The sequence below is a fragment of the Marinobacter sp. KMM 10035 genome, assembly GCF_046537445.1.
Taxonomy (GTDB): Bacteria; Pseudomonadota; Gammaproteobacteria; order Pseudomonadales; family Oleiphilaceae; genus Marinobacter; species Marinobacter sediminicola.
The window spans coordinates 1,298,455-1,324,689 of sequence record NZ_JBBVMG010000001.1 but is presented as its reverse complement, the minus strand read 5'-3'; the positions used below and the strand labels follow the sequence as shown (position 1 = coordinate 1,324,689).

The 26,235-nt window shown below is 54.5% G+C and carries 22 protein-coding genes; 10 read left to right on the top strand and 12 right to left on the bottom strand.

The genetic code is table 11. From position 1 onward, the window contains the following. Positions 1-68: 68 nt before the first annotated feature. The 5 genes from narI to AADB16_RS05885 form a co-directional block, all read right to left on the bottom strand. On the bottom strand, positions 69-746 hold the full coding sequence (gene narI / locus AADB16_RS05905; protein WP_309043901.1) for a respiratory nitrate reductase subunit gamma: 678 nt from the start codon (positions 744-746) through the stop codon (positions 69-71). A gap of 23 nt (positions 747-769) precedes the next feature. Then, positions 770-1,522 (bottom strand): nitrate reductase molybdenum cofactor assembly chaperone, encoded by a 753-nt coding sequence (gene narJ / locus AADB16_RS05900; protein WP_309043670.1) that lies wholly within the window; start codon positions 1,520-1,522, stop codon positions 770-772. 9 nt (positions 1,523-1,531) lie between these two features. Further along, positions 1,532-3,103: a nitrate reductase subunit beta gene (gene narH, locus AADB16_RS05895; RefSeq protein WP_309043671.1), complete on the bottom strand. Its 1,572-nt coding sequence runs from the start codon at positions 3,101-3,103 to the stop codon at positions 1,532-1,534. Next, entirely contained in the window at positions 3,100-6,843 is a 3,744-nt protein-coding gene (locus AADB16_RS05890) for a nitrate reductase subunit alpha (protein WP_410801986.1), read from the bottom strand. The genes narH and AADB16_RS05890 overlap by 4 nt, the downstream gene beginning before the upstream one ends. A 129-nt stretch (positions 6,844-6,972) precedes the next feature. Then, entirely contained in the window at positions 6,973-8,241 is a 1,269-nt protein-coding gene (locus AADB16_RS05885) for an MFS transporter (protein WP_410801984.1), read from the bottom strand. 155 nt (positions 8,242-8,396) lie between these two features. On the opposite strand from AADB16_RS05885, the gene AADB16_RS05880 reads away from it, so the two are divergent. From AADB16_RS05880 to AADB16_RS05860, 5 genes are all read left to right on the top strand, one after another. Beyond that, positions 8,397-10,259 carry a histidine kinase gene (locus AADB16_RS05880; protein WP_410801983.1) on the top strand — a complete coding sequence of 621 codons (1,863 nt, stop codon included), beginning with the start codon at positions 8,397-8,399 and terminating at the stop codon, positions 10,257-10,259. A 65-nt stretch (positions 10,260-10,324) separates the two neighbouring features. Further along, positions 10,325-10,996 carry a two-component system response regulator NarL gene (gene narL / locus AADB16_RS05875; protein ID WP_200368875.1) on the top strand — a complete coding sequence of 224 codons (672 nt, stop codon included), beginning with the start codon at positions 10,325-10,327 and terminating at the stop codon, positions 10,994-10,996. Between the two features lie 70 nt (positions 10,997-11,066). After that, positions 11,067-11,561: an SCP2 domain-containing protein gene (locus AADB16_RS05870; RefSeq protein WP_410801981.1), complete on the top strand. Its 495-nt coding sequence runs from the start codon at positions 11,067-11,069 to the stop codon at positions 11,559-11,561. Between the two features lie 116 nt (positions 11,562-11,677). Next, positions 11,678-12,139 (top strand): hypothetical protein, encoded by a 462-nt coding sequence (locus AADB16_RS05865; protein WP_410801980.1) that lies wholly within the window; start codon positions 11,678-11,680, stop codon positions 12,137-12,139. 35 nt (positions 12,140-12,174) lie between these two features. Continuing rightward, on the top strand, positions 12,175-12,867 hold the full coding sequence (locus tag AADB16_RS05860) for an MOSC domain-containing protein (RefSeq protein ID WP_410801978.1): 693 nt from the start codon (positions 12,175-12,177) through the stop codon (positions 12,865-12,867). Here AADB16_RS05860 and AADB16_RS05855 read toward each other — a convergent pair. The 5 genes from AADB16_RS05855 to hemN all read right to left on the bottom strand — a co-directional run bounded on the left by AADB16_RS05855 (position 12,858) and on the right by hemN (position 18,614). After that, entirely contained in the window at positions 12,858-13,763 is a 906-nt protein-coding gene (locus AADB16_RS05855) for a U32 family peptidase (RefSeq protein WP_410801976.1), read from the bottom strand. The two genes, AADB16_RS05860 and AADB16_RS05855, sit on opposite strands and share 10 nt — an antisense overlap. 13 nt (positions 13,764-13,776) lie before the next feature. Continuing rightward, on the bottom strand, positions 13,777-14,772 hold the full coding sequence (locus AADB16_RS05850) for a peptidase U32 family protein (RefSeq protein ID WP_410801974.1): 996 nt from the start codon (positions 14,770-14,772) through the stop codon (positions 13,777-13,779). Positions 14,773-14,928: 156 nt separating this feature from the next. Beyond that, complete coding sequence (locus tag AADB16_RS05845; RefSeq protein WP_309043680.1) at positions 14,929-15,060, bottom strand: putative transporter small subunit; 132 nt, start codon at positions 15,058-15,060, stop codon at positions 14,929-14,931. After that, complete coding sequence (locus AADB16_RS05840) at positions 15,057-16,742, bottom strand: sodium:solute symporter family protein (RefSeq protein ID WP_410801972.1); 1,686 nt, start codon at positions 16,740-16,742, stop codon at positions 15,057-15,059. Before AADB16_RS05840 ends, AADB16_RS05845 begins: the two co-directional genes overlap by 4 nt. A 453-nt stretch (positions 16,743-17,195) precedes the next feature. After that, entirely contained in the window at positions 17,196-18,614 is a 1,419-nt protein-coding gene (gene hemN, locus AADB16_RS05835) for an oxygen-independent coproporphyrinogen III oxidase (RefSeq protein ID WP_410801970.1), read from the bottom strand. A gap of 377 nt (positions 18,615-18,991) precedes the next feature. On the opposite strand from hemN, the gene AADB16_RS05830 reads away from it, so the two are divergent. Next, complete coding sequence (locus tag AADB16_RS05830; protein WP_410801968.1) at positions 18,992-20,230, top strand: substrate-binding periplasmic protein; 1,239 nt, start codon at positions 18,992-18,994, stop codon at positions 20,228-20,230. Here the strand turns inward: AADB16_RS05830 and AADB16_RS05825 are convergent. Beyond that, positions 20,227-21,915 (bottom strand): HAD family hydrolase, encoded by a 1,689-nt coding sequence (locus AADB16_RS05825; protein ID WP_410801966.1) that lies wholly within the window; start codon positions 21,913-21,915, stop codon positions 20,227-20,229. The two genes, AADB16_RS05830 and AADB16_RS05825, sit on opposite strands and share 4 nt — an antisense overlap. Positions 21,916-22,060: 145 nt before the next feature. Between AADB16_RS05825 and cadR the strand changes: the two genes are divergently transcribed. After that, complete coding sequence (gene cadR / locus AADB16_RS05820) at positions 22,061-22,528, top strand: Cd(II)/Pb(II)-responsive transcriptional regulator (RefSeq protein WP_410801964.1); 468 nt, start codon at positions 22,061-22,063, stop codon at positions 22,526-22,528. 88 nt (positions 22,529-22,616) lie between these two features. After that, positions 22,617-23,264, top strand: a complete 648-nt coding sequence (locus tag AADB16_RS05815; protein ID WP_410801962.1) for a cation transporter — start codon at positions 22,617-22,619, stop codon at positions 23,262-23,264. Here the strand turns inward: AADB16_RS05815 and AADB16_RS05810 are convergent. Then, positions 23,233-24,150: an AEC family transporter gene (locus AADB16_RS05810; RefSeq protein WP_410801961.1), complete on the bottom strand. Its 918-nt coding sequence runs from the start codon at positions 24,148-24,150 to the stop codon at positions 23,233-23,235. The two genes, AADB16_RS05815 and AADB16_RS05810, sit on opposite strands and share 32 nt — an antisense overlap. Before the next feature lie 185 nt (positions 24,151-24,335). Here AADB16_RS05810 and AADB16_RS05805 point away from each other — a divergent pair, with 185 nt between their 5' ends. Beyond that, the gene (locus AADB16_RS05805) at positions 24,336-24,785 is read left to right on the top strand and encodes a c-type cytochrome (protein WP_298449036.1); all 450 of its coding nucleotides are present in this window, start codon (positions 24,336-24,338) and stop codon (positions 24,783-24,785) included. Positions 24,786-24,795: 10 nt separating this feature from the next. Continuing rightward, positions 24,796-26,211: a cbb3-type cytochrome c oxidase subunit I gene (locus tag AADB16_RS05800; protein WP_410801959.1), complete on the top strand. Its 1,416-nt coding sequence runs from the start codon at positions 24,796-24,798 to the stop codon at positions 26,209-26,211. The last annotated feature ends 24 nt before the right edge of the window (positions 26,212-26,235 follow it).

Here is a 26,235-nt window from a genome sequence, read left to right as displayed (position 1 = left end):
AGTGGGGGCTGTCCCCTCTCCCGCAAGGGGAGAGGGGTTGGGGAGAGGGGGCAAGGCCCAATTTTTCCTTACGCCCGCTTCCTTACCACCTGGTACTTCCGGCCGAAATACTCCACCGGAACACTCAACATGTGCACCAAACGGGTGAACGGGAAGATTACAAAGATCGTCAAGCCCAGGAACATATGCAGCTTGTAGATCCAATGTACGCCCACCATGTACTCGGCTGCCCCGCCCTGGAAGGTGAAGATGGCCTGTGCCCAGCCAGCCAATTGCAGCATGGTGCCGCCATCAAGGTGTCCCAGTGTTGGCAGAATGGTTGCCAGCCCCAGCACCACCTGAACAACCAGGATGATGATGACCATGTTATCGGCAAAGGTACTGCTTGCGCTGACCCGCGGGTCCGTTAACCGGCGATAGGCCAACATAGCGCCACCAATCAGGCACATGACTCCAGCAATACCACCCACAACAATCGCCAGTACCTGTTTGGTACCTGCGGTCATGAAGGGCTCGTACACAAAGTGTGGCGTCAGCAGCCCAACCAGGTGGCCAAAGAAGATCACCAGAATGCCTACGTGAAACAACACGCTGGCCATGACCATGTTTTTCTTGCGCAGCATCTGGCTGGAATGAGCCTTCCAGGTGAACTGCCCATGGTCGTATCGTGCCCAAGTGCCAAGAACCAGCACCACCAGAGCGATGTACGGATAAATCCCGAAAATCAATGTATTCAGATAAGACATCATCTTGGTCTCCTCCTGCGCCGTCAGGCGTCTCTCGCGGCGGCACGCGCCTGAGCGGGCGTTACATCCGTCATCAGATGATCACTGAGGTGAATGGTCTGGGTTTGTTCCATTTCGCGGCGGCGCTGGCCAACAACGCCTCCGGTGTTACAGGAACTTCCCTGGTCATCCACAAACTTCACCATTTCTTCTTCCCAGACCTTATCCAGCGCTTCTGCTGTGTCGTCACGCTCTTCCGAGGCCACGAGTTGTGCAAGCTCCTGGCGATCGGTTGTGCGACCAGACAGCTCCAGCAACGAGTCCATGGCTACGTGATACAGGCTTTCACGCTGATACAGCCGCTCGCCCAGAAGGCCAAGAATGTGATGGATATCTTCCAACCAGTTCTGGATTTCTTCCCAGGGGCGGGTCGACAAATACTCCAGGAACAGCGGCAGGTAATCCGGCAATTCCTTGGCGTCGATTTCCAGCCCGTTGGCCCGATACTGCTCCATCAGGTCAACCATGGCCTGACCACGGTCACGGGATTCACCGTGCACGTGCTCAAACAACAGCAGTGAGGTGGCGCGGCCTTTATCGAAGGTGCCGGTATAGGCCTCTTCGAGATCCAGCAGATCGCCCTCACACAGGCGGTCGATACACTGGAGCAGCTGCTCCTTGTTTTTCCGTGGTAGCCGGCTGTCCTCCAGGACAGCAGCTACCATGGCGTCTTTGGAGGCCTGAAGTTCAGCGGAGGGATACTCCAGAATCCGTGCCAGTACTTTCAACAGTTTCATGCGGCCTCCTTACTTCTGTAGCTGTTTGGGGTCGACTTGCTTCACAGTGGTCAGCTTTTGCACCATGGACGTGGTGTTTTTACGACCACCAAACATGCTGAATTCGCTGTCACCACCGCTGCAACCGTCGCCGAAGCTGAAGCCGCAACCGCCGCGCTCACCGTGTGCATCAGGGAAAGCTTCCTTCGCCAGTTCACGGTGGCTGGTGGGAATCACGAAGCGATCTTCGTAATCCGCAATGGCCAGATAACGGTACATTTCATCAGCTTGAGCCTTAGTCAGGCCGACTTCTTCCAATGCCCGCAGATCTTCAACGCCATCTACGGTTTCTGCTCGTTTGTACAGGCGCATTGCCATGATGCGTTTGAGCGCGCGCACAATCGGCTTCTCGTCCCCTGCGGTGAGCAGGTTCGCCAGATACTTCACCGGAATACGCAGGCTTTCGATCTTCGGCAGTATGCCGTCGAACTCAACCTTGCCGGCTTCTGCTGCAGACTGGATCGGGCTCAGTGGCGGTACGTACCAGACCATTGGCAGAGTGCGGTATTCCGGGTGCAGAGGCAGGGCCAGTTTCCAGTCCACCGCCATCTTGTACACCGGGCTGCGCTGGGCTGCCTGGATAACGTTCATTGGCACGCCGTCTTTCTGAGCCTGTTCAATCACCTTCGGATCGTTCGGGTCCAGGAAGATTTCCAGCTGCTTTTCATACAACTCGTGCTCGCCCGGAGTGCTGGCCACTTCTTCGATGCGGTCGGCATCGTAAAGCAACACACCCAGATAGCGGATACGACCTACGCAGGTCTCGGAGCACACGGTCGGCATACCAGCCTCAATACGCGGGTAGCAGAAGATGCACTTTTCAGACTTACCGGTTTTCCAGTTGAAGTAGATTTTCTTGTACGGGCAGCCGGAGACACACATCCGCCAGCCGCGGCACTTGTCCTGGTCGATCAGTACGATGCCGTCTTCTTCCCGCTTGTAGATGGCGCCACTTGGGCAGGCCGCCACGCAGGTCGGGTTGAGGCAGTGCTCGCACAGGCGCGGCAGGTACATCATGAACGTGCTTTCAAACTGACCGTAAATGTCGGCTTGAATCTGGTCGAAGTTTTTATCCTTACGACGCTTGGCAAACTCGGTACCGAGAATTTCTTCCCAGTTCGGGCCCCACTCGATTTTCTGCATGCGCTTGCCGGAGATCAGCGAGCGTGGCCGTGCAACCGGCTGGTGCTTACTGTCGCCTGCGGTATGCAGATGCTGATAATCGAAATCAAACGGCTCGTAATAGTCGTCAATTTCCGGCAAGTCCGGGTTGGCGAAAATGTTCGCCAATACCCGGAACTTGCCGCCAATGCGCGGGCGGATCTTGCCGCTGGCATCGCGCATCCAACCACCCTTCCACTTGTCCTGGTTTTCCCACTCTTTCGGGTAACCAATACCGGGCTTGGTTTCGACGTTGTTGAACCAGGCGTACTCCATGCCTTCACGGCTGGTCCACACGTTTTTACAGGTCACTGAACAGGTATGGCAACCGATGCATTTGTCCAGGTTCAGCACCATGCCTACTTGGGAACGGATCTTCATTTTACAGCCTCCTGAACAGTGTCGTTGCCTTCGCCATCAAGCCAGTCAACGTTCTTCATTTTGCGCACCACCACGAACTCATCGCGGTTGGAACCCACGGTTCCATAGTAGTTAAAGCCGTAGGAGAACTGCGCGTAGCCACCAATCATGTGCGTGGGCTTCGGGCAAGCCCGGGTGACTGAGTTGTGGATACCACCGCGGCTTCCGGTCACTTCCGAGCCGGGAATGTTCACAATCCGTTCCTGAGCGTGGTACATCATCATCATGCCCGGCATAACCCGCTGGCTGACCACGGCTCTCGCTGCGAGTGCCCCGTTGGCGTTGAACACTTCTACCCAATCGTTGTCTTCCACACCCACGTCGCGGGCGTCGTCTTCACTCAGCCATACAATGGGGCCACCGCGAGACAGGGTCAGCATCAACAGGTTGTCGCTGTAGGTACTGTGGATACCCCACTTCTGGTGCGGCGTCAGGAAATTCAACGCTTTCTCCGGGTTGCCGTTAGGCTTGGCATTCAGCAGAGGTGCAGCCGCTTTGGTATTGATCGGCGGGCGATACACCAGCAGGCTTTCACCAAAGGCCCGCATCCACTCGTGGTCGAGGTAGAACTGCTGGCGGCCGGTCAATGTGCGCCAGGGAATCAGCTCGTGCACGTTGGTGTAGCCGGCGTTGTAGGACACGTGGTCGTCTTCCAGGCCAGACCAGGTCGGGCTGGAGATGATCTTGCGGGGCTGTGCCACGATATCGCGGAAGCGAATCGCTTCGTGCTCTTTGCCTACCGCAAGGTGGCTGTGATCCAGCCCGGTGAACTCCGACAGCGCAGCCCAGGCTTTAACCGCCACGTGGCCGTTGGTTTCCGGTGCCAGCGTCAGAATCACTTCTGCAGCATCAATCGCACTTTCAATTTTCGGACGACCTGCGTTCGCTCCGTCGATGTGCTTGTAGTTCAGCTCACCCAGGAAGTTCACTTCTTTTTCGGTATTCCAGTTAATACCCTTGCCACCGTTACCTAACTTGTCCATCAAAGGCCCAAGCGAAGTGAAGCGCGCGTAGGTGTTCGGGTAATCCCGCTCTACGGTGACGAAGTTCGGCGCTGTTTTGCCCGGGATCAGCTCACACTCGCCTTTCTTCCAGTCTTTCACATCGAACGGCTGGCCCAGCTCGGCTGCTGCATCGTGCATCAGTGGCTGAGTAACCACGTCTTTTTCAACACCCAGATGGCCTTCCGATGCCTTGGAGAAGGACTTGGCGATGCCTTTGTAGATTTCCCAGTCACTACGGGATTCCCATGCCGGGTCAGTCGCAGCGGTCAGCGGGTGGATGAACGGGTGCATGTCAGATGTATTCAGGTCGTTCTTTTCGTACCAGGTAGCGGTAGGCAGAACTATGTCTGAGTACAAGCAGGTGGTGGACATGCGGAAGTCGAGTGTAACCAACAGGTCCAGCTTGCCTTCAGGTGCTTCGTCATGCCACTTCACTTCTTCTGGCTTCATGCCGCCATTGTGGCCAAGGTCTTTGCCCTGCAAGCCGCTGGTGGTACCCAGCAGATACTTGAGCATGTACTCGTGACCTTTACCGGAGGAGCCCAGCAGGTTGGAGCGCCAGATAAACATGTTGCGTGGGTGGTTCTCCGGCGCTTCCGGATCTTCCGATGCAAAGGCCAGTGAGCCGTCCTTCATGGACTGGGTCACGTAGGCAGGTACATCCATACCGGCCTTTTCAGCTTCGGCCGCAATGCCTAACGGGTTGCGGTTCAGCTGAGGTGCCGATGGCAACCAGCCCATACGCTCTGCGCGTACGTTGTAATCGATCAGGCTGCCACCGAATTTGGACTTGTCGGCCAGAGGAGAAAGGATTTCACTCACATCCAGCTTCTCGTAGCGCCACTGCCCGGAGTGAGCGTAGAAGAACGAGGTGCCGTTCATCTGACGTGGTGGACGCTGCCAATCCAGACCAAAGGCCAGCGGCTGCCAACCGGTTTGCGGACGCAGTTTTTCCTGACCCACGTAGTGAGCCCAGCCACCACCGCTCTGACCGATACAGCCACACATGACCAGCATGTTGATCAGCGCGCGGTAGTTCATGTCCATGTGATACCAGTGGTTCATACCAGCACCAACAATGATCATGGAACGGCCCTTGGTTTTATGGGCGTTCTCACCAAATTCACGGGCAATACGAATCACTTTCTCAGCGGGTACGCCGGTGATCTTCTCCTGCCAGGCCGGAGTGTACGGCTTGATTTCATCGTAGGAGGTTGCACCATCGTCATCGCCCAGGCCACGGCTAATTCCGTAGTTGGCCATCATCAGGTCGTACACGGTAACCACGAGAGCTTCGCCACCATCGGCCAGCTCTATTTTGCGGCTGCCCAGCTTGTGAGTCAGAGTGTCGCTGATTTCAACCGACTTGAAGTGGTCGTGCTTGATGCCGCCAAAGTACGGGAAGGCTACATCGACAACTTCATCGTGTTTCTCAACCAACGACAGCTGCAGACTGACTTCGTCGGTTTTGGCAGTTTGCTTGAGGTTCCACTTGCCCTTTTCGCCCCAACGGTAACCGATAGAGCCGTTAGGCGCTGTCAGCTGGTTGCTGGCTTCATCAATGGCAATGGTTTTCCATTCAGGATTGTTCTCTTCACCCAAGCCGCCCACCAGATCACTGGCGCGCAGGAATCGGCCAGGTACGTAGCGGCCATCTTCCATTTTGTCGAGCTTTACCAGGTACGGCATGTCGGTATAACGGCGCACGTAATCGGTGAAATACTCACTGGGGTTGTCGAGGTGGAATTCTTTAAGAATGACGTGCCCCATAGCTATACCCAGAGCCGCATCTGTACCCTGCTTGGGATTCAGCCACTCATCAGACAGCTTGGAGACTTCGGCGTAATCCGGAGTAATGGCAACAGTTTTGGTGCCCTTGTAGCGCACTTCGGTAAAGAAGTGGGCGTCCGGAGTACGGGTTTGAGGCACGTTGGAACCCCAGGCAATGATGTAGCCCGAGTTGTACCAGTCTGCAGATTCAGGAACGTCGGTCTGCTCACCCCACACTTGCGGAGAAGCCGGCGGCAAATCGCAGTACCAGTCATAGAAACTCAAACACACGCCGCCGATCATCGACAGATAACGACTACCGGCCGCGTAGGAAACCATCGACATGGCAGGAATTGGAGAGAAGCCAATAATACGATCCGGGCCAACCTTCTTGGCCGTGTAAACGTTTGCTGCGCCAATCAGTTCGTTAACTTCGTCCCAGCTGGAACGCACAAATCCGCCCATACCACGACGGGGTTTGTACTCCGCAGTTTTTTTCGGGTCTTCAACAATGGACGCCCAGGCTTCAACCGGGTCATTGAACTGCATGCGTGCCGCACGCCAAAGCTTCATCAGATGCTTGCGCATCAGTGGGTACTTCAGACGGTTAGCGCTGTACATGTACCAGGAATAACTGGCACCACGAGGGCAACCACGGGGCTCATGGTTAGGCAGGTCCGGACGGGTGCGGGGGTAGTCGGTTTGCTGGGTTTCCCAGGTCACCAATCCATTCTTGACGTAGATCTTCCAGCTACAGGAGCCTGTGCAGTTTACGCCGTGGGTGGAACGAACGATTTTATCGTGCTGCCAACGTTGGCGGTAGCTGTCTTCCCAGTCGCGGTTTACGTCGTGGGTTTCGCCGTGGCCGTTCGCGAAGGACTCGCGCTTTTTACTGAAGTAGCTCAGCTTATCGATCAAATGACTCATGGTCTCTCTCTCCATCAACCCGTCTGCGGATCGTTTTTCCGAATTGGAACTATTGTGTGGGAGAAAAACCCTGAAATCTGCGTGGTTACTACTACATAACCCTGCTCTACCACCGAGGAGGTATAGCTGCTATATCCCCGGATGGAGAAGTGCGTTACGTTCGTGGCGGCGGTTAAAGCGGGCAAACATGAATTGGCAAACACAAAGCAGAACAAACACGATCATGAATACGGCACTGCGAACCCCCAACCAGTGGTTCACCGCACCAAAAATAACCGGCAACAAAAAAGCCACTGAGCAGGCGCCGACCAGCAGTAATCCGGCAACAAATGCAGCATTCTGGCGACTCTCAATAATCACCATTCTCTGCAAACTGCCCATGGCACTTCCAAGCGCCACTCCGAGCACCACCACAAAGATTCTTTCAATATTCATGGGTAGCGCAAACTCAACCCTGATGGTTGCCTCCACACCTCGAATGAATAGCGTCATGGGCGGGTAAGACAACACCACCAGTGCTACCAGGCCAATAAAGAGCGACCGGCTAATAACGTTAGGGCTGCCATAGCGATCAGACAGCCCCCCGCCCAGAATCTGCGCCAGAGCCCCCGGTATGATGAACCACTGCGCCAGCCTGGCACCCGACCCGACCTGAAGCCCAAACTGTGAGGAAAGGTAATCCGGAAGCCACAAAGCCAACGCAAAAAAACTTCCGGCTACCACACCAAAATAGGCCACCAGCTGCCACATCCCCTGCTGATTGAGGTACCGGAACAACACTTTCAGGGAGGTTTCTGTTTGCGGATCTGCAGCCGCGTCCTCCGGATCGGTAAGCAACAGCAACAGAGCCAGCACTAACACGAGCACAATCAGATAAGCCAGAGGAACGCCATGCCAGGAGAAGGCATCATGAAAAAGGGGCACGAGGTAATAGGTAAACCCGGCACCGGTAACGCCAGCACCAAACACCCCCAGGACAAGGCCAAGCCTCATGGGCTGGCAGTTGCTGGTTACAAACTGCAGCCCGGCACTGTAGAACCCACCGGCAAGCCCCAGCCCACCCGCCGCAAGCAGATAACCAATGAAGGTATTTGTGGTAAGCAAAACCACCATGCAGGCCGCAAGCCCGGCAAGACAAATAAGCATTATGCGCCGGGCACCAAATTTCCGGGCGGCGAGCCCAGCGGGTACGGCAAGCAAAGCGCTAACCGCCATTGGCATGGCGAGCAGCAGGCCAAACTGAAGATTGCCAAGGCTGAGTTCGGCTCTCAGATGTATTCCAGCCACCGCAAACAGCGTCCAGCAGCCAGCCGCAATAACAAAGCCTGTTACTGCAAGCGGCAAAACAACGGCAAGTGATGCCAGCCGTTCGTCTTCCTGATCCGCCTCTGACCCCATCCTACAGCGCCTTTTTGAGCCACTATTCACACCGTCTTTCAGTGTCAGCTTTTGCCCTGAGACAGGTCAAAGACTATGATGGGATACCAACCATTGGGGTAATTGACTATCCTCAAGGAGGTATTCGACTCCGGCGCCCGCAAAGACGAGATTCAATGAAACCCAGAAGCCCTCTTGTTAACCGGATTACTATCGTTGTGTGTGCCGTTGTGCTGACATCCATTGTCAGCATGGCTACAACGCTGGCGGTTTCAAAAAGCATTGAAGGGAACGCGACGGCTATTAATCTGGCTGGTGCTCTACGCATGGGCGCATTTCGATTGCTTGCCCACGTTGCAGGCCCTGGGGACAGCCACAATACTCCAGAAGGCAACATCAGCAGCCTCGCGAACGACTATGAAGCCAGCCTTCTTGACAGATTGATTACCCGCGCAATTCCCGGTTCGACCGATCACCCGCTTGCAACCCAGTACCGCGCTGTCAAAACCTATTGGGAGCAGACCCTCCGCCCGGCACTGGAGAATCATCCTCAGGGGGCCCCCGTCAACGTCGAGATGCTTGCGGCCACAGAAGATTACGTAAGCTCCGTAAACCAACTCGTCAGCATGCTCGAACGGCGCACAGAAGCACGAATCGGTTTGTTACACCTTATCCAGATCATCAGCCTCGCGTTTTCCATACTCATAATTATTGCCCTATTTGTAGACCTGAGAAACCGGGTTCTCAAGCCGCTGCGCAAACTTGTCACTATTGCTACAGCGGTGGGTGAGCAGGACTTTTCCCAGAAAGCCAATATGAAGGGCAGTGACGAATTGGCCCAGCTGGGCAGCGCCTTTGACCAAATGAGTAGCGAGCTGGCACTCACGTACAACGAGCTTGAAGAGCGCGCTCGCAGCAAAACCGATGAACTGGAAAAAAGCCATGCGGCCCTCCAATTGCTCCATACTGCCAGCCGCAACCTGTTTGCCAACCATGATCTGTGCAGCGGCGCAGTGCCCATGTTGCAAGAGCTGGAACAGCTCCTGGATATAGGACCAATTCGGCTTTACCTTCACGACAAAGAAGCTGCAGAGCCTGTGCAGGTTGTTACTACCGCCTCAACAGACCGCCCTTTCTATTGCCGTGACCACCACTGCAACGCTTGTCTGGTTACACCGGAAATCTACGACGAGCTTCCGATAGAAGATAACGATGGGCGCAGGTTGCTATTGCCCATACGTACACCCGGCAAACTCCTGGGCACTTTGGAGGTGTGGTACCCTGTAGAAACCGGGCTTTCGGATACCGCTCGGCGCCTGCTGGAAACGCTTAGCGACCAACTGGCAACCGCCATTTTCCTTGAACGTCAGATTAACGAAGAGCAACAGCTCACACTGGCCGAGGAGCGCACCGTCATCGCCCGGGAGCTCCACGATTCTTTGGCACAATCGCTGTCCTATCTGAAAATGCAGGTAGCCCGCATGCGCAGGCTGAACATTGAGGGCGACCAGAAAAACGCCCACGAGGCCATTCTGGACGAGCTGAGCACGGGGCTGAACAGTGCCTATCGCCAGCTAAGGGAATTGCTGGCCACCTTCCGGCTGAAGCTGGACACTCCTGATCTGCTCACAGCTCTGCGCAAAACTATTGAGGAGTTTTCAACGCGTTTGGGGAAACCCGTAGGGTTGAATTACAATCTACCTCCCCAAGCCCTGTCGCCCAACGAGGAAATACACACACTGCAAATTGTGCGTGAGGGCCTGGCCAACGCGGTTAAACATGCAGACGCCACAGAAGTTAGCGTGGACATACTATTTGAGTCGCCCCAGGTAAAGGCAAAAATACGAGACAATGGTAAGGGCTTGCCGGAGGACGGTCAGCCAGTCAACCATTACGGGCTGATCATCATGCAGGACCGTGCCCGTACTCTCGGGGGGCAGGTTGTGGTACAAAACCACGAAAGCGGTGGCGTTGAGGTAATCCTGACATTCGTTCCGAAAAGCCGGCACCTGATTCCCACCGAAGCACCGAGCGCCTGAATATCAAAAAAAAGCGGCAATTCACATGAGCCGCCATGCAATCAAGAGAGAGGAAGCGAAGTACCATGCCCGATGTAGCGTCTGACACACCCGCCAGCATATTGCTGATCGACGACCACCCATTATTGCGCCAAGGCATCAAACAGCTCGTCGAAATGGAAGGGGACATGGTAGTAGCCGGCGAGGCGAGCAATGCCGCCGACGGCATACAGCTGGCAACCGAGCTCGAACCCGACTTGATTCTGATGGACCTCAACATGCCGGAAGTAAGCGGCATTGACGCCCTGAAAAAACTGCGGGAACTGAATGTAAGCTCGCGCATCGTGATGTTTACGGTGTCTGACCAGGAAGATGACGTAGTCGCTGCTCTGCGTGCCGGTGCCGACGGCTACCTTCTGAAAGACATGGAACCGGAAGACATGATTGCCCAGTTGCGCCAGGCGGCCTTGGGGAAGATGGTCATCAGCGACAGGCTGACCACACTGCTTGCTGAGGCCCTGCGCTCCAACAAGCCCCAACAGGCCTCGCGCCCGGACTTCGACAGCCTGACGCCCCGGGAAAAGGACATTCTTCGGCTTATCGCAGAAGGCCTTTCCAACAAGATGATTGGCCGCAAACTGGATATCAGTGACGGCACGGTAAAAGTGCACGTAAAGCACCTGCTTAAAAAGCTCAGCTTGCGCTCCCGCGTGGAAGTTGCTGTTTGGGCGGTAGAAGAAGGCCTTCACAAGGGCTGAGCTATATCAAATCAAACACGGCGCATTTTGTTTACTCTGGGCAGACCGAATTCACTGCCCGGAGTTGATTATGGCCCTGCCCTTGTCTATTACCTTGCCACTACCCCCCAAACCCCTGATCAGCGATTCACTGGCATTGCTTTCTGAACACCTCCCGTCGCCATTTCCCTTGCTTGGCGCCATAGACCGGTCGATCCCGATTCCCATAAAACAACTGGTTGCCGAAGCACCTCTGAATCGCTTTTTTGCTGAGGCCATTGCAGATGGTGAATTTGACGATTTTGCAGGCCGCCGTATCCGCCTGGAAATAAACGGCGGTCACCCGGGCATTACATTCGGTTTTTGGGCAGGCAGGCTCCGAGTGCTGGACGGCCCTGGCGAAGCCACCATCAGAGGCTCCCTTTTGGCCTTCAAAACCCTCGCGGAGCGCCGGCAAGATCCTGACCAACTGTTCTTTCAAAGACGCTTGGTGGTTGAGGGGGATACCGAACTGGGGCTGGGGTTAAAAAACCTTTTGGACAGTCTGGAGTGGGATTTCAAACTCCCGAAGTTGCATTTATTCTGACACCCTCTGTTACTGGAGCCATATCAAACCCATGCGATCCTGTGCGATGGTTCAATAGCAGACACGCAGAACCTTTACACAGAATCCTCCACGGATTCACACAGTGAGCGCACGGAATGGACGAAGTTCAAATAATAACTCTGGCTGAAAAACTCAGCCTTACCGCGGCCTTCATCTTCTTTATGACCGGGCTTTTAACTGGCATCTGGAAATACTGGTGCATGGCCACTAGCCCGAAGGCCGCGGCGCCCCGGTATGTGGACATCGCCCATCGCAGCTCCCTCATGTACAGCTTTGCGGCCATGTTACTGGGTTGGTTTGCCAGCCACAGTGTGTACCCGGATTGGCTGAATACTCTGGCCGCCGTGTGCGCACTGGGCTTTTTTGCGCTCGCTATTGGCACCTATCTCATCCATGGTTTTTTGCGGGATACCAGCAACCAGCTGCGCAAACCTCATCGTTTGGGAACCATGACATTGCCGTCCTGGATCGTTCACGGCTTTATGGTGGCTTTGATTGTGGCTGAAGTGGGAGGTTCGCTGATTCTGGGTAGCGGCGCCATGCTGTCAATCTGGTGATACAGTGCCCGTTCGGGAGGCTTTGGAGAATCCACATGGAAAGAGGCATTGTAATCAGGCAACTCAGAACCGGTAACCTGACACAACTCGCAGGCACCGAAATACTCACCGGCATACACAAACAGGAAGTTGGCTCCGCCTACCTGGACGTGAACGGCCTGGGTGATGACCATCAGGGTGACAAACGCCACCATGGCGGGCCCGAGAAAGCTCTGCATCACTTTGCCTCAGATCACTACAACCGACTACGGCGGCTGCTTCCTGAGCCCGCTTCCGGATATTGCCAACCGGGTGCCTTTGGTGAAAATCTGGTGACGGAAGGATTCACAGAAACGGATGTGTGCGCTGGTGATATTTTTACACTTGGTGAGGCCATTATTCAGGTATCCCAACCTCGGCAGCCCTGCTGGCGACTGAATCTGCGCTTTGGCATTCCCGATATGTCCCAGCGCCTGCAAAGCAGCCTGAGAACAGGATGGTATTACCGGGTATTGCAACCCGGCATTATCAGCAAAGGTGACGCTCTTCTGCTCAAGGACCGGCCACATGACGACTGGCCACTTAGCCGGGTACTGTCTTTGCTCTATGAGCGCCCTCTCGACCTAATTGCGCTTGCATCGATGGTCGATATCAAGGAGCTCTCCCCCAACCTGAAACAACTCGCAAAACAGCGTCTTGAAACGCGGCACGTTGAGGATTGGGGAAGACGGCTTTTTGGTCAGGCCTGAGCCTGGCCAGTCACAAGATCCATGCCTGGTTTGCCATACCAGTACCCATTACAAGGCGGCGCTTCCACCAGCTGTAATGGGTCGGCCGCGGGTATCTCTCCACGACGAACCTGATCAAAACGGCGAACAACCTCTTCCATACCTTGGTGTTCCGGGCTCAGGCGCACGGTGGCCACGCCCATTCGCTCCATATCCGGCATTTCCCGCATCAGGTCATACCGTGAGCCAGACAAGGTGGAGGTGCCGTTCAGGCGAAACAGCTCTTGGGATTCCCGGGAGCGCAATTCCAGCCCATCCGGATGCTGTAGGCAGCGGAATTCGCAATTGTCTTTAGGCAGGTTGTAGTGGCGGGCCGTAAAGCAGCGGGATGACCACGCAAGTGGGAGAAAACCCCAGGCGAACACTTCCGCAGGTAAATCCAACCCGTCTGCGTTCAGCTCTGCAATCAATTGCTGCAAGGTGTTCTGGCCCAACTCGACGGGCAAGCTCCATCCCTTCAGCCCCTGCTTTACCAATAGCTTCAGGGTTGCGCTGTTGTAGATGTTCATTGAAGGGCCGGTCACAAATGGCAGGTTATTCTGGGTAGCCAACTGCAGCGCACTTTGGTCATTGGCCTCAACCAGATACTCCTGCTGGCTACAAATTCTGCGCAGCGCCCGCAGGTCAGCCTCCGATTCGATCAGCGTTTGCGTAGAAAGCACCACCTGCTTACCGGATTCCTTGAGCACACCGGCAATTTCCAGCCAATCCGCCAGCCGAAGCTCGCGGCGGCGGGAACAGACAGTTTCCCCCAGGTACACCGTATCAATCGGCCATTCAGCAGCATTAGCGTAAAAATCAAACACGGACTGCTTGGACCAGAACCAGAGGATCGGGCCCAGAGAAAGTTTCATCATGGGTTGCTCAGCCTTATTTCCATTTGCGGTGGTAGGCGCCGATGGTGGTCAGGCCACCTTCCGACAAACCCGCCAAGGTACTATTCCATGCGGGGTCCACACGAAAGCCTTCAATGTCGGAACCTACCCGATCCAGCGCTTGTCGCCAGGTGCGAGCTACGTCCGCAATATAAGACGGGCTACGCTGGCGGCCTTCAATTTTCACTGCACTGACGCCCAGCTTTTTCAGCTCTGGCAGCAAATCCAGGGTATTAAGGCTAACCGGCTCTTCGATGGCGTGATAAACGCTGCCCTCCACCTCAAAACGCCCTTTGCACAGGGTGGGATAACCCGCAGACTCTCCCTTGCCATAACGGTCGATCAGCACATCGTTAAGCCGGGATTCAAGGCCGTCTGGTGTTTCCTGCCAGCGCACAGCCTTGGCTGGCGAGCATGCACCACGAGTGTTGGGGGATTCGTCGGTAAGATAGGAAGACAAGTAGCAGCGCCCCTCGGCCATGATGCACAGGCTGCCGAAGGCAAACACTTCCAGCTCTACAGGGCTGTGCTTTGCAACACCACGCACCTGATCTATAGACAACACCCGGGGCAGCACAGCGCGGCGGATATCAAAGTTGTCTTTATAGAAACGCAGGGCCTCATAACTGGTAGCAGAGCCCTGCACCGAAAGGTGACGGTGTACCTGCGGGTGTTTGTTGGCGGCATACTCCAACAGCCCCATATCGGCCAGAATGATTGCATCCACACCGAGGGCAGCAGCCCGATCAACGGCAGACTTCCAGGTTTCCCAGCCATCCGGTTGCGGGTAGGTGTTGATGGCACAGAACACTCTCGCGCCTTTGCTGTGGGCGTACTCAATCCCCTCACCTGCACGCTTGTCGTTAAAGTTGAGTCCTGCAAACTGGCGGGCATTGGTGCTGTCTTTGAACCCGAGATACACCGCATCAGCGCCGTTATCCACCGCTGCTTTCAATGCCGGCAGGCTGCCGGCCGGGCAAACAAGTTCCATAGACGCTCTCCCCCGTAAAAGTTGCACAAACCATACGCCGGAGAGGGATTAGAGGCATTGACCTTTGTCAGCAGAGCCGAGAATACTGACTGGGTGAATGTCTCCTCTGGCCAAAAAAAAGGGAGCCCGAAGGCTCCCGTTTCACAGGTTCAATCGTCAGACCATATCACTGTCAGACTTGCGCGCCTGCAAGGCATCTTTGACAACCGCACTGCAAATCACGGCCAGCACTCCCAGTGTCAGTGCCGGCCAAACCAGAATATAAGTTCCATAGACGAGTTCACTCATGAACGTGCTCCTTGAGGGATCATTGTGGGTTCATTTTCATCTTCATCTGCAGCCGTGTCATAACTTCCGACACGCTGTTTAATCAGGTCAAAATCAAATCTTTCCTTGCTGCGCAAGGTCATGGCTGTGCACACGATGGCGCTGGCACCATAAGCTGTCAGGGACGCCGTAAGAACCATGTAATCCCGCAGAAAGCCGGTGGCATAAATCAGCAAAATGCCGGCCGAAACAGCCCCGACAATCAGGCCTACCACGCGGCCAAAGAAACCAAACGCCATCAGTCCGAACACAACTGCACCACCAACCGAGGCCAGTATTTCAAAGAAGAGCACCGTTGCACCGGTCATCTCCAGAAGCTCAAAGCGAGCGATGCAGAACAGGGCCATGGCGACAACAACCGACCATGTAAATGCCGCGTTGGTTACCCTGTCCCAGTAGCAGCTGATAATGACCGGGAATACAATCGCACCCCAAAGCGCACCAACGAACACCAGCATCACCAGAATATCCAGTGAAAAGCTGGCGAAAATCAAACCGGCCACGGTTGCCACAATCATGGTGGAGCGACCAATCAGCAGCATTGTTTTGGGATTAGGATTGTCCCCTGCGATGTTTTTGCCATAAATATCGGCCATCACAATGGTCGACAAGGCTGACAAATCTGAATCGGCGGTGGACGACAAGGCACCAATCACCAACACAAAAAACAGGCCTACAAATACCGGAGGTAAGTAAGTGGACACCATCTGAGGTATCAGGTTGTTCATGTTGCCGTTTACCGGCTCCACCCCGACCGTTAATGCCATCAACCCAATCATGCCAAGGCCGATAACGATGGCCCCATAGCCAAGTGTTGCGGTAACAAAAGTTCGTTTGATGTGTTTTTCCCGCACCGCAAACAAGCGCTGGGAGATGGTCTGGTTACCAATGGCATAGGCAAGCACCGCCACAAAGAAAGGCGCGCCTTGATTCATGATCGCATCGACAGAAAGGAAGTCAGCCTGCTGATTCGTCAGGTTCTTCATGCCATCAACCATTACAGACGGCCCGCCAACAGAAAACAGTACGGCGGGGATGATGACAACTGTAATAGCCATCAACGCGACTAGTTGCGCAAAGTCTGTAAATACAGAGGCCCGGAATCCTGATGTAAGCGTGTAACTGAGCACCCCAACTCCGGCAACGATTACGCCTGTCTGGAAAGACAGGGGCGAAAGCACGGATACCAACGCGCCTGCAGCGGTGAAGTTCACCATCAGGCTGATAATACTGCCCAGAATGTTGGAGCCGGCCAGGATCAACTGGCTGGATGATCCGTGGCGGGCATGGATGAGCTCGCCAAGGGTATGGCCATTCGGCGCCAGCTTGCGGAAACGCCGGCCAAAGGGGTAGATGAACAAAATCATCAAGGCGCCCCAAAGGCCATAATGGATCGGCCCGGATACACCATAGGTATAACCGGAGGTGGCCGCGGCGTAGAAGGAGGCCGCCCATATCCAGGTGGCGGTCATGCTGGACGCGCCCATGCCAAAGCCAACGTTATGCCCCGCCACCATGAAACCGGAGGTATCTTCTTCTTTTTTGCGGATCAGCAGCGTGAGCAGGTAGGTGCCGCCATAAAAGCCGACCAGCAAAATCACGATTGTCAGTATTGAGAACTGAACAAAGCCACTTTCGTTCAAACCAAAACCTCTTTACTACCACAGTGCCATCTGAACAGCGTGCGAACACACATATTCGATTACTTGGGGCACAAGTATTCAGAAAGACCGCAGAGCGCGGAAAATGAAAATTACGGGAACACCAAGGGGTGTCAGCGAACAGCAACGATGCTAATTCGCCAAGGCATGAGGGACGCTAAAGAAAGCGGAAGTGAATATAGAGCCTTGAAGTTTGTTTAGTCGTCATTGCAATTACAGCCTCTTCTGCCCTGAATTTATCTGGCGGCGGCTGTTTTTAGACCAAAAATGAGGGTCACAAAAGAATTACTACAAGCGCAAAGCCTTTAATCCAGAGCATTTATTCTGAAAGGAAGCACTAGAAGTTACTCGATATACAGAAAAGAGTCCAGTGTTTAGAGGTCATAACAATTCTCCGGGGCACTGGCGCCCCCGGGAATAGAGCAAATGGAAAAGTCAGATGATGCGTGAAAACCGCTGGCTGGCGCCCTCTTTACGGTAAAAGTCGAATATCTGGCAGATGGCGCGAATTAATAGGCGGCCTGCGGGCTCTACCTGCAACACCTGTCCATTATCACCAATAAGTTCATCGGCCATCATCGGTTTCAGGCGAGAAAGCTCGTCAGCAAAGTAGCTATCAAAATCTTCCTGCCAGTCAGCTGAAAACTGCTGGCGATCCAGACGGAACTGACAAATGAGCTGCCCAATCACCCAGCGGCGAATGCGATCGTCCCGGGTCAGATTGACGCCTTTGGTTATCGCCAACTGGCCAGCATCAATGGACGCTTCCCAGGCAGGCAGATCGTGGTTGTTCTGGAAGTAGGCATCGTCTGTCTGACCGATGGCAGACACACCCAGGGAAACCAGATCGCAGTCCGAGTGAGTGGTATAACCCTGGAAGTTTCTGTGCAATCGTCCGGCACGCTGTGCCACAGACAGACTGTCATCCGGCTTGGCAAAATGATCCATACCGATGTACTCGTATCCCGCCTCGAGCAGCCGGTTGATGGTGTTATGCAGCATGGTCAATTTCTGCTGCGGGGAAGGTAGCGTGTCATTTTTAATGCGCGTTTGCGGATAAAAACGATCTGGCAGATGCGCGTAGCTGAATACGGACAACCTGTCTGGTGACATCTCAAGAACCGCCTCGAGTGTCTCCGCAAAACTCTCCGGAGTCTGGTGCGGCAAGCCGTAAATAAGATCAAGGTTAATAGACCGGAACCCGAGTTGACGGGCCTCCCGCAACACCGCTTCGGTCATTTCCCGGGGCTGGATGCGGTTAACCGCTTTCTGAACTTCCGGATTCACATCCTGAACACCCAGGCTGATGCGATTAAAGCCAAGCTTCCAAAGTGTTGGCAGGGTGTCCTGATCTACTTCACGGGGATCAATCTCCACGCTGTAGTCACGTTCATCATCACTCTGCAGGTTGAACAGTTCGGCGTAGCCTTCCATCAACTCCTGCATAACATCGTTAGGCAAAAATGTTGGCGTGCCGCCACCCCAGTGAAGCTGTTTTACCGGGCGGTCCGAACCAAACAGTTTGGACTGCATGGCGGCCTCTTTCAGAACACGCTCAACATAAGGCATGGCCTTGTCGCGCTTCTTGGTAATCACCTTGTTGCAGGCGCAGTAATAACAAAGGTGCGCACAAAACGGCAGGTGGGTATACAGAGACAGTGGGCGGTTGCTGGCCTTGCTGCGAGCAGCGGCCTCTACCATCTGCTCAATCGGGTAGTTCTGATTAAACTCCACAGCCGTCGGATACGATGTATAACGCGGACCGCTGAGATCGTAACGCTTGATCAGCGCATCATCCCACATGAACTCAGGAAGGGTTGATTCAGAAGTTTGCGGTGCGGGTTTGGAGGTCATAATTCAAGCTCTGAGCGCGTGATGTGTGGTACCAGCCGGATAGCCGCGCATTTTAGGCTATGCAGGCTGAGCACATCTTGATGCGAGTCATTTCGACAGCTGTGTGCATACCATTGACCGGATTTTAACAGCTTGGCAACTGAACCACCCTTATGCCTAGTGCGTATTCAGGCTACCTACAATGGGTTAATTGCGGAAATGTTTCTCACGAAAACAAGCCAAAAATAGCCTGTCAAAAATACCGGAGAAGCGTGAGGCGTTGCTCAAACGGGGAGAGAGCCTGTTGCAGCAGATTGAAATTATTTGAAAAAAGTACTACAACTGCTAGTGTCCTATGCACTTCACATCTAGCCGAAACAATGGAATGAGCGGTCACTATGGAATACCGGCCACGGGCACTCGGCACCCTTGCATTTCTTATTGTTCCAGCATGCCTGGCCCAGCCACCTGAACTGGAGCTTGTCACCTTTGATGCCCCGCCCTATCAGGTGGTTGAAATAATTGGAAACGGGCACCGCAGCATAACCGGCGAAACCGTAGACACGGTAACCTGTGCCGCACAACTGGCCGGATGGTCTGCCAACATTACCCTCGCGCCCCAGAAGCGGGCTATCTATTCACTCCAAAAGAACAGCGTAAACGGCTATTTCGCAGCAGACCCTTCTGCAGAGCTGGACACCATCGCCAGCCGCAGTTATCCCGTTGCGCTGGAGAAATGGTACTTCTTCACTCAAGACCCAACTGCCGAACCAGGTCTGCGACGCATAGGTGTTGTGGATGGCAGTAACGAGGAAGCCTGGCTGTTGGCAAATGGCTACGAGGTGTATCTGGGCGTCACTTCGCCGTCGCAGCTCGTCGCGTTACTGGAGAGAGGGCGAATTGATACTGCCCTAATGGATGAGCGGGTTATGATATGGCTACGCGCCAGGAATGAACTCTCAACAGAGAGCCTCAATTCGCACTTCCTCCGCTATGCACCTCTTCACTTTTACGTAGCTGAGACCTTCCAAAAGGCACACCCGGAATTTTTACCCGAGTTCAATAAGGCACTCTCAAGCTGCACGGTCAAAACACTGACACCTACCAGCCGGGAAATAAAACACATTGAAACTCTGACCGCGCGATTGTTGGCGGAGCTGACTAAGTTGCTGGACATACAACAGGCATTGAAAACCGGCCCGCAACCAGACACGCTCGCCGAAGTACTCAACATCGACAGCAAATGGCAGGCTCTGGCATCAAAAACTACGCCGTCACTGGCAGCACATATTCTGGCCCTGCCAGCATCAAAAACCCTGGAAGTCTGGCAGAACTCCTATCAGGGTCTGGTCACAGAGGTCATGCTAGTCAACAGCATTGGAAGCATTGCTGCCATGAGCCAGCTCACCTCGGACTTTTGGCAGGGCGATGAGCTCAAGTTTCTGGAGGTGGCAGGGCCCGAATTGGCGGTCGACCCACGGGATCGAAAACCGTTTTTCATCTCCCCCATACGTTACGATCAATCAACCACAAGATTTCAGATTACCGTGAGTTCGCCGGTCTTTTCTGGCGGCGATAGCACACCCAACGGTGTTATCGTAATCGGCCTGGATATAGAAAAAGCCATGGGCATTTAGGGCGGCCCAATCTCGCAGGCAAGCACCAGTGCCCAGAATTCCGAGAAATCATTCACCACCACATCGGGCTTGTCCGGATGCTTGTGGGTGCCCGGAAATATACGGTTCAGCCAGGGTAGATCCCACTGTGCACCGTTGAAGAATACGGAGGTCATGCCCGCACGTTTGGCCGCAATCACATCGGTGGTGCTGTCACCCACGTACCAGACACTGGGATCGGGCGGGTAATCCAATTTCTGCACCGCCAGCAAGAGCTGGTCCGGATGGGGCTTGCGCAGAGGTGTGTCATCACCACACACGTCCACATCAAACAGCTCCACCCAACCCGTGTCTTCAACAGCTGCCAGTTCGTGCTCGAAAAACTCACGATCACGGTTGGTGATCACACCCACCTGGATATTCAGGCGCCGCAACCCTTCCAGCACTGCCCGCACTTTCGCTTCAAAGGCTTTAACCGTGCCGTAGTGGTTGCGGTAATGGTGATTGAAGGCCTTGTGGGCGATCTGCTTTGCGTCCTGATCATCACCAAAAAGCACTTCAAAAATATCCGTGCGGGAGATTTTTCGGTCGGCCTTTACCTTGGGATGCAGCTTGGCAAACTCGCGAACATAGGCCACCAGTTTGGCATCTTCCGGGGTTTTGCTGTCTTCCGGCGCCACCATGCGCTCCATCAACCCGAGCTTGTGAAAATCCGGGAACATGTCATCCACGGCGTGGTACATGGCATCGAGGGTGTCCACTAGAGTGGCATGCCAATCAAACAGGATCACTTCGGGCCGTATAAGCTTGACCACTGCGGGGTGCCAGTCTGGCTCTATGCGGGGTTCCGGGCGCTCCGGTGGCGGGAAGGGAGCCGGCCGCACTTCTGCTGGCAGTTGCAGGAATTGCTCAGGTTCATCCCGCTCAATCAGCGCCAGCAGATCCATCAATTCTTCAAAACTGTCCAGAACCGCCACGGGCTCGTCCCGGCGGGTAAACCAACTGCGAATTCGATCCGCTTCCCATTGGGCACCGTTATAAAAAACACCTGAAATGCCTGCTCGATGCGCTGTCAGCATATCCACGTAGCTGTCGCCAAGGTACCAGGCGCGCTGGTCTGCGGGGAGGTTCAGCTTCTCAAGAATTGTATTGATTATCTGGGGGTCAGGCTTGTATTCGGTGACATCATCGGCACAAATCGCCACCTCGAACAGATCCTGCCAGCGCCCCTCATCAACGGTTTTCAATTCCTTATCAAAAAACTCCCGGTTTCTGTTGGTGGCCACCGCCAAACGAATGCCCATGGCTTTCAGGGCCGACAGGTATTCATAAGCGCCCGGTTGAAAGGGTCGAACCTGCCCGAAGTAACGCCGGTACGCTTGATTGTAGGCTTGGTGCGCAATCAGCTTGGCCGCTGTGTTATCACCAAAGATGGCATTGAATATGTCTGTTCTCGACACCCTGCGCTCCGCCAGAATTCGCGGGTGCAGGCGCCTGAAAATACGTATGTAGCGAACCAGCCTCGCATCGTCTTCAGTGCGGCACTGCTGCTCCGGCAGCAGCTGATCCACCAGCCCCAGTTCTTCCAGCTGCGGCAGCATCTCCTCCATGGCGCTGAACATGGCGTCGTGGGTGTCCACCAAGGTTCCGTGCCAATCCAGTATCAGCACCGAAGGAACAGATAGGCGCTCACTCATGCGGTCCATAAACAGTCCTTTGGCATTTCAGAGGCGTATAGACAGATGCTATCCATCAGTTAGTTCACAAATAGTAGGGTTACCCTCTACCATAACCAAAACAGCCCAACCCTGACACACACCAGGTCAATAATACTCAGGAAGTGCCAATACGATGAAAATCGGTGAGATATCCCAACACTCAGCCGTTGCCGTGGAAACCATCCGGTATTACGAAAAAATCGGTTTGTTGCCGACACCGGAACGGGACGCTAGCGGCTACCGCGCTTATCGTAGAGCACACCTGGATCGACTCCTGTTTATAAAGCGCTGCCGCAATCTGGATATGGCTCAGGATGAAATACGCGAGTTAATCCGGCTTTCTGAAAACCCCGAAGCAGATTGCCAACAGGTGGATGAACTGCTGGCCAGCCATCTCAGCCATGTGCGGGAGCGACTCACGGAACTCACAAACCTCGAAAACACTCTGCAGCAATTGCAAAGGGCCTGCTCAGATGCGGGAACCGTGCAGGAGTGCGGCATTATGGGAGGGCTTAGCAGCGCTGACCTTGAACCCTCACCACGTGACGCTGGCGACCATGAAAACCACGTTCCCGGAACCCACAAGCCGGGGAAAAGTTAACGGTTTGATAAAGTGTAAGCTCAGGGGGTTGACCCTATAGTAGCTACAGGGTTTTTAATACAAGCCTACCTAATCAAGGAGGTGTTTTATGGCCTGTAGCTGCCCTGGCCCGGAACTGAAAACCCCTGGCACCGGCTTTCGTCGCGCGCTCTGGATTGCGCTCTGGGTGAACCTGGCCATGTTTTTCGTGGAAGGTGTTGCCAGCCTTACTTCTGGCTCGGTGTCGCTCATGGCGGATGCCATCGACTTCTTCGGCGATAGCGCCAACTACATCCTGTCCCTTTGCGTACTGAACATGGGCCTGCTCTGGCGTGGCCGCGCGGCGATGGTCAAAGGCATTACGATGACGGTTTTCGGTGCGATTGTCTGGGCTCGCGCTCTATGGGTCTTACAGCAGGGCACCACGCCAGAAGCTTTCACCATGGGCTCAGTTGGCCTGCTGGCGCTGGTCGCTAACCTGTCTGTGGCACTTATTCTTTTCAAATTTCGCGATGGTGATTCGGATATGCGTTCGGTTTGGCTATGCAGCCGGAACGATGCCATCAGCAACCTGGCTGTAATGGCGGCTGCACTGGGTGTGTTTGGGACCGCCAGCGCCTGGCCAGACCTTGTGGTCGCCGCCATTATGGGCACTCTCGCAATCACCGCCGGCGTGAGCGTGGTGCGTCATGCCCGGGAAGATATTGCAGTAGCCAGCCAGCACGCTAAAACGCCAGCGAAATCATCACCGGTATAAACACCAGAGCAAACAACGTTGACAGCATAACCGTCCCCGCGGCCTGCCGTGGGGACGTATCCAGCAAGGTTGCAATGACAACTGTGTTGGCGGCTATGGGGGTAATGGAGATCAGGAAAATGGCTTTATGAACGGCCGGTTCATAAACGCCCAAAAACTGTGAGTCCAGCCACCAGAACACCGTTGCCAGTACCGGCCAGGCCACAAACTTGCCGAAAAACGCCAGCGCCGTAAACCGCATATTGCCCGCCAACCCACGAAAACTGCTGATACTCATACCAATAATCATCATACCCAGAATGCTGTAGGCACCGCGCAGATTATCGAACAGCGGTACAAACACTTCAGGAATACCAATTTCTGTAAGGTTAAGTACGACGGCGACCAGAAAGGCGTATACCGAGGGCAATTTGACGACGCGCAAAAGTGAATCTTTCAGATCATGCCGGCCCCGTGCTGCAAGGTAATACCCCACCGAACTTTCGAACAGGGTGACACCCAGCATGCACACGATATAGATCGCCAGCCCTTCTTCGCCGAACAACAGCAACGCCACCGGTACGCCAAAATACCCCGTATTCCCCGAAGCGACACATAGGGGAACCATGCCGGCACTGCCGTCGGTCAACACCCGTCTCGCCAACCTCAGGTGAGCGAGAGCAATCACCGTTGCAAACCCGAACACCAAAAATGGCAGGAGGATGACTTCCGGCGAAAGCGGTGCAGCCATCACGCCGGAGAACACCACAGAGGGCGTAACAATGTAAAGCATGATGCCCGCAATATGCTTGCCACTGGCCTCCAGATAACGGCCCGCCACCCATCCAAGAGCAACCGTTACGTATAGCGGAATCAGCTTGATAAACAACGCCAGTGCTGCGGCCATTATTTCTCCGGGTATTTAGGCAAAAAACAGGGCGTGAAGTCTAACAGCTACCCATCAAGAGGTAACTCCCCTGCGCAGTGGTGTGATTTCTGACTTTGCTTGATAATCGTCAACAGTATTTCGGATACATCTTTATATCCTAGTAATGCAGTCAGGTATTCCACAACGACCAAGGAGAGAGACCAATGGCCGAACGCTTTACCAAAAGCATGGCCAGAAACATATATCTGGGAGGAAGCACGTTCTTCATCCTGCTGTTTCTGGTTCTGACTTTTGACACCCAATCCCGGGCTATGCCCGAAAGAGATAACAGGGATCAGCTTACCGAAGAGGTTGTCCGGGGCAAACACGTCTGGGAAAACAATAACTGCGTAGGTTGCCACTCCCTCATGGGCGAAGGTGCGTATTTTGCACCTGAACTTGCCAACGTATTCGACCGTCGTGGCGCGGCCGACAGCGACGTCTTCAAGGCATACATGAACGCCTGGATGAACGCCATGCCCACGAACGTGCCCGGCCGCCGGCAGATGCCGCAATTCAACCTGACCGACCAGGAAATCAACGATCTGTCCTCATTCCTCGAATGGACATCCAAGATCGACGACAACGGCTGGCCACCAAACATCGAAGGGTAAAGGAGAAAACATGAAATACGAGTCTCAACGGGTCGCCATGCCCTACTTCATCTTTGCCCTGGTGCTCTTCGCTGGCCAAATCGTGTTCGGTTTGGTGCTGGGCATGCAATACGTAGTGGGCGATTTCCTGTTCCCGGAAATTCCCTTCAACGTTGCGCGAATGGTTCATACCAACCTGCTGATCGTTTGGCTATTGTTCGGCTTTATGGGCGCCACCTATTATCTGGTGCCAGAAGAAGCACAAACCGAGCTATACAGCCCGCTGCTTGCCTGGATTCTGTTCTGGGTCTTTGCCGTTGCTGGCACATTGACCATTCTTGGTTATTTGTTTGTGGATTACGCCACTCTGGCAGACATCACCATGAACAAGCTGTTGCCAACCATGGGGCGGGAGTTCCTTGAGCAGCCAACGATTACCAAAGTAGGCATAGCCCTGGTGGTGGTCGGGTTCCTGTTCAATATCATGATGACTGCCCTGAAAGGCCGCAAAACCGTGGTCAACATTGTACTGATTACCGGCCTGATCGGCTTGGCGGTACTCTGGCTGTTCTCCTTCTACAACCCAAGTAACCTCACCACCGACAAGTACTTCTGGTGGTTTGTGGTGCACCTGTGGGTTGAAGGTGTGTGGGAATTAATCATGGCCGCGATTCTGGCTTACGTGTTGATCAAGATCACCGGTGTAGACCGGGAAGTGATCGAGAAGTGGCTGTACATCATCATCGCTATGGCGCTGATTACCGGCATCATCGGTACCGGTCACCACTTCTTCTGGATTGGGCCACCTGAGTACTGGCTGTGGTTGGGCTCTGTGTTTTCGGCATTGGAGCCCCTGCCGTTTTTCATGATGGTGCTGTTTGCCTTCACCATGATCAACCGGCGCAAGCGCAACCATCCCAACAAGGCAGCGATGCTTTGGGCCATGGGTACGGCTGTAATGGCATTCCTCGGCGCAGGCGTGTGGGGCTTTCTTCACACACTGGCACCCATCAACTATTACACCCACGGCACCCAGCTCACTGCAGCCCACGGCCACATGGCCTTCTACGGTGCTTATGTGATGATTGTGCTCACCATCATTTCCTACGCCATGCCGATCATGCGCGGCCGACCCTACGGCAACAGTAATACTGCCCAGGTTGTGGAAATGTGGGGCTTCTGGTTGATGACCATCTCCATGGTGTTCATCACGCTGTTCCTGACCGGTGCGGGCATCTTGCAAATCTGGCTGCAGCGTATTCCGGAAAGCGGTGAAGCGCTGTCCTTCATGGCTACCCAGGACAACATCGTACTCTTCTACTGGGCACGCATGATTGCAGGCTGTTTCTTTATGGCGGGTCTGGTGGTGTATTTCGGTAGCTTCTTTATCAAGGGACAAGCGTCTTTTGACGAGGAAGTTCGCGGCGCTGCTATTCAGGACGCATAAACCAACGTCCTTCCAACCCACAGG

Bases quoted from the DNA above. Each gene is read 5' to 3' on its own strand.
- AADB16_RS05805 (WP_298449036.1), top strand. From the start codon at position 24,336: ATGGCCGAACGCTTTACCAAAAGCATGGCCAGAAACATATATCTGGGA.
- AADB16_RS05800 (WP_410801959.1), top strand. From the start codon at position 24,796: ATGAAATACGAGTCTCAACGGGTCGCCATGCCCTACTTCATCTTTGCC.
- AADB16_RS05885 (WP_410801984.1), bottom strand. From the start codon at position 8,241: ATGGGGTCAGAGGCGGATCAGGAAGACGAACGGCTGGCATCACTTGCC.
- AADB16_RS05890 (WP_410801986.1), bottom strand. From the start codon at position 6,843: ATGAGTCATTTGATCGATAAGCTGAGCTACTTCAGTAAAAAGCGCGAG.
- narI (WP_309043901.1), bottom strand. From the start codon at position 746: ATGTCTTATCTGAATACATTGATTTTCGGGATTTATCCGTACATCGCT.
- AADB16_RS05850 (WP_410801974.1), bottom strand. From the start codon at position 14,772: ATGGAACTTGTTTGCCCGGCCGGCAGCCTGCCGGCATTGAAAGCAGCG.
- narH (WP_309043671.1), bottom strand. From the start codon at position 3,103: ATGAAGATCCGTTCCCAAGTAGGCATGGTGCTGAACCTGGACAAATGC.
- cadR (WP_410801964.1), top strand. From the start codon at position 22,061: ATGAAAATCGGTGAGATATCCCAACACTCAGCCGTTGCCGTGGAAACC.
- narJ (WP_309043670.1), bottom strand. From the start codon at position 1,522: ATGAAACTGTTGAAAGTACTGGCACGGATTCTGGAGTATCCCTCCGCT.
- hemN (WP_410801970.1), bottom strand. From the start codon at position 18,614: ATGACCTCCAAACCCGCACCGCAAACTTCTGAATCAACCCTTCCTGAG.
- AADB16_RS05815 (WP_410801962.1), top strand. From the start codon at position 22,617: ATGGCCTGTAGCTGCCCTGGCCCGGAACTGAAAACCCCTGGCACCGGC.
- AADB16_RS05810 (WP_410801961.1), bottom strand. From the start codon at position 24,150: ATGGCCGCAGCACTGGCGTTGTTTATCAAGCTGATTCCGCTATACGTA.
- AADB16_RS05880 (WP_410801983.1), top strand. From the start codon at position 8,397: ATGAAACCCAGAAGCCCTCTTGTTAACCGGATTACTATCGTTGTGTGT.
- AADB16_RS05845 (WP_309043680.1), bottom strand. From the start codon at position 15,060: ATGAGTGAACTCGTCTATGGAACTTATATTCTGGTTTGGCCGGCACTG.
- AADB16_RS05860 (WP_410801978.1), top strand. From the start codon at position 12,175: ATGGAAAGAGGCATTGTAATCAGGCAACTCAGAACCGGTAACCTGACA.
- AADB16_RS05870 (WP_410801981.1), top strand. From the start codon at position 11,067: ATGGCCCTGCCCTTGTCTATTACCTTGCCACTACCCCCCAAACCCCTG.
- AADB16_RS05830 (WP_410801968.1), top strand. From the start codon at position 18,992: ATGGAATACCGGCCACGGGCACTCGGCACCCTTGCATTTCTTATTGTT.
- AADB16_RS05865 (WP_410801980.1), top strand. From the start codon at position 11,678: ATGGACGAAGTTCAAATAATAACTCTGGCTGAAAAACTCAGCCTTACC.
- narL (WP_200368875.1), top strand. From the start codon at position 10,325: ATGCCCGATGTAGCGTCTGACACACCCGCCAGCATATTGCTGATCGAC.
- AADB16_RS05855 (WP_410801976.1), bottom strand. From the start codon at position 13,763: ATGATGAAACTTTCTCTGGGCCCGATCCTCTGGTTCTGGTCCAAGCAG.
- AADB16_RS05825 (WP_410801966.1), bottom strand. From the start codon at position 21,915: ATGGACCGCATGAGTGAGCGCCTATCTGTTCCTTCGGTGCTGATACTG.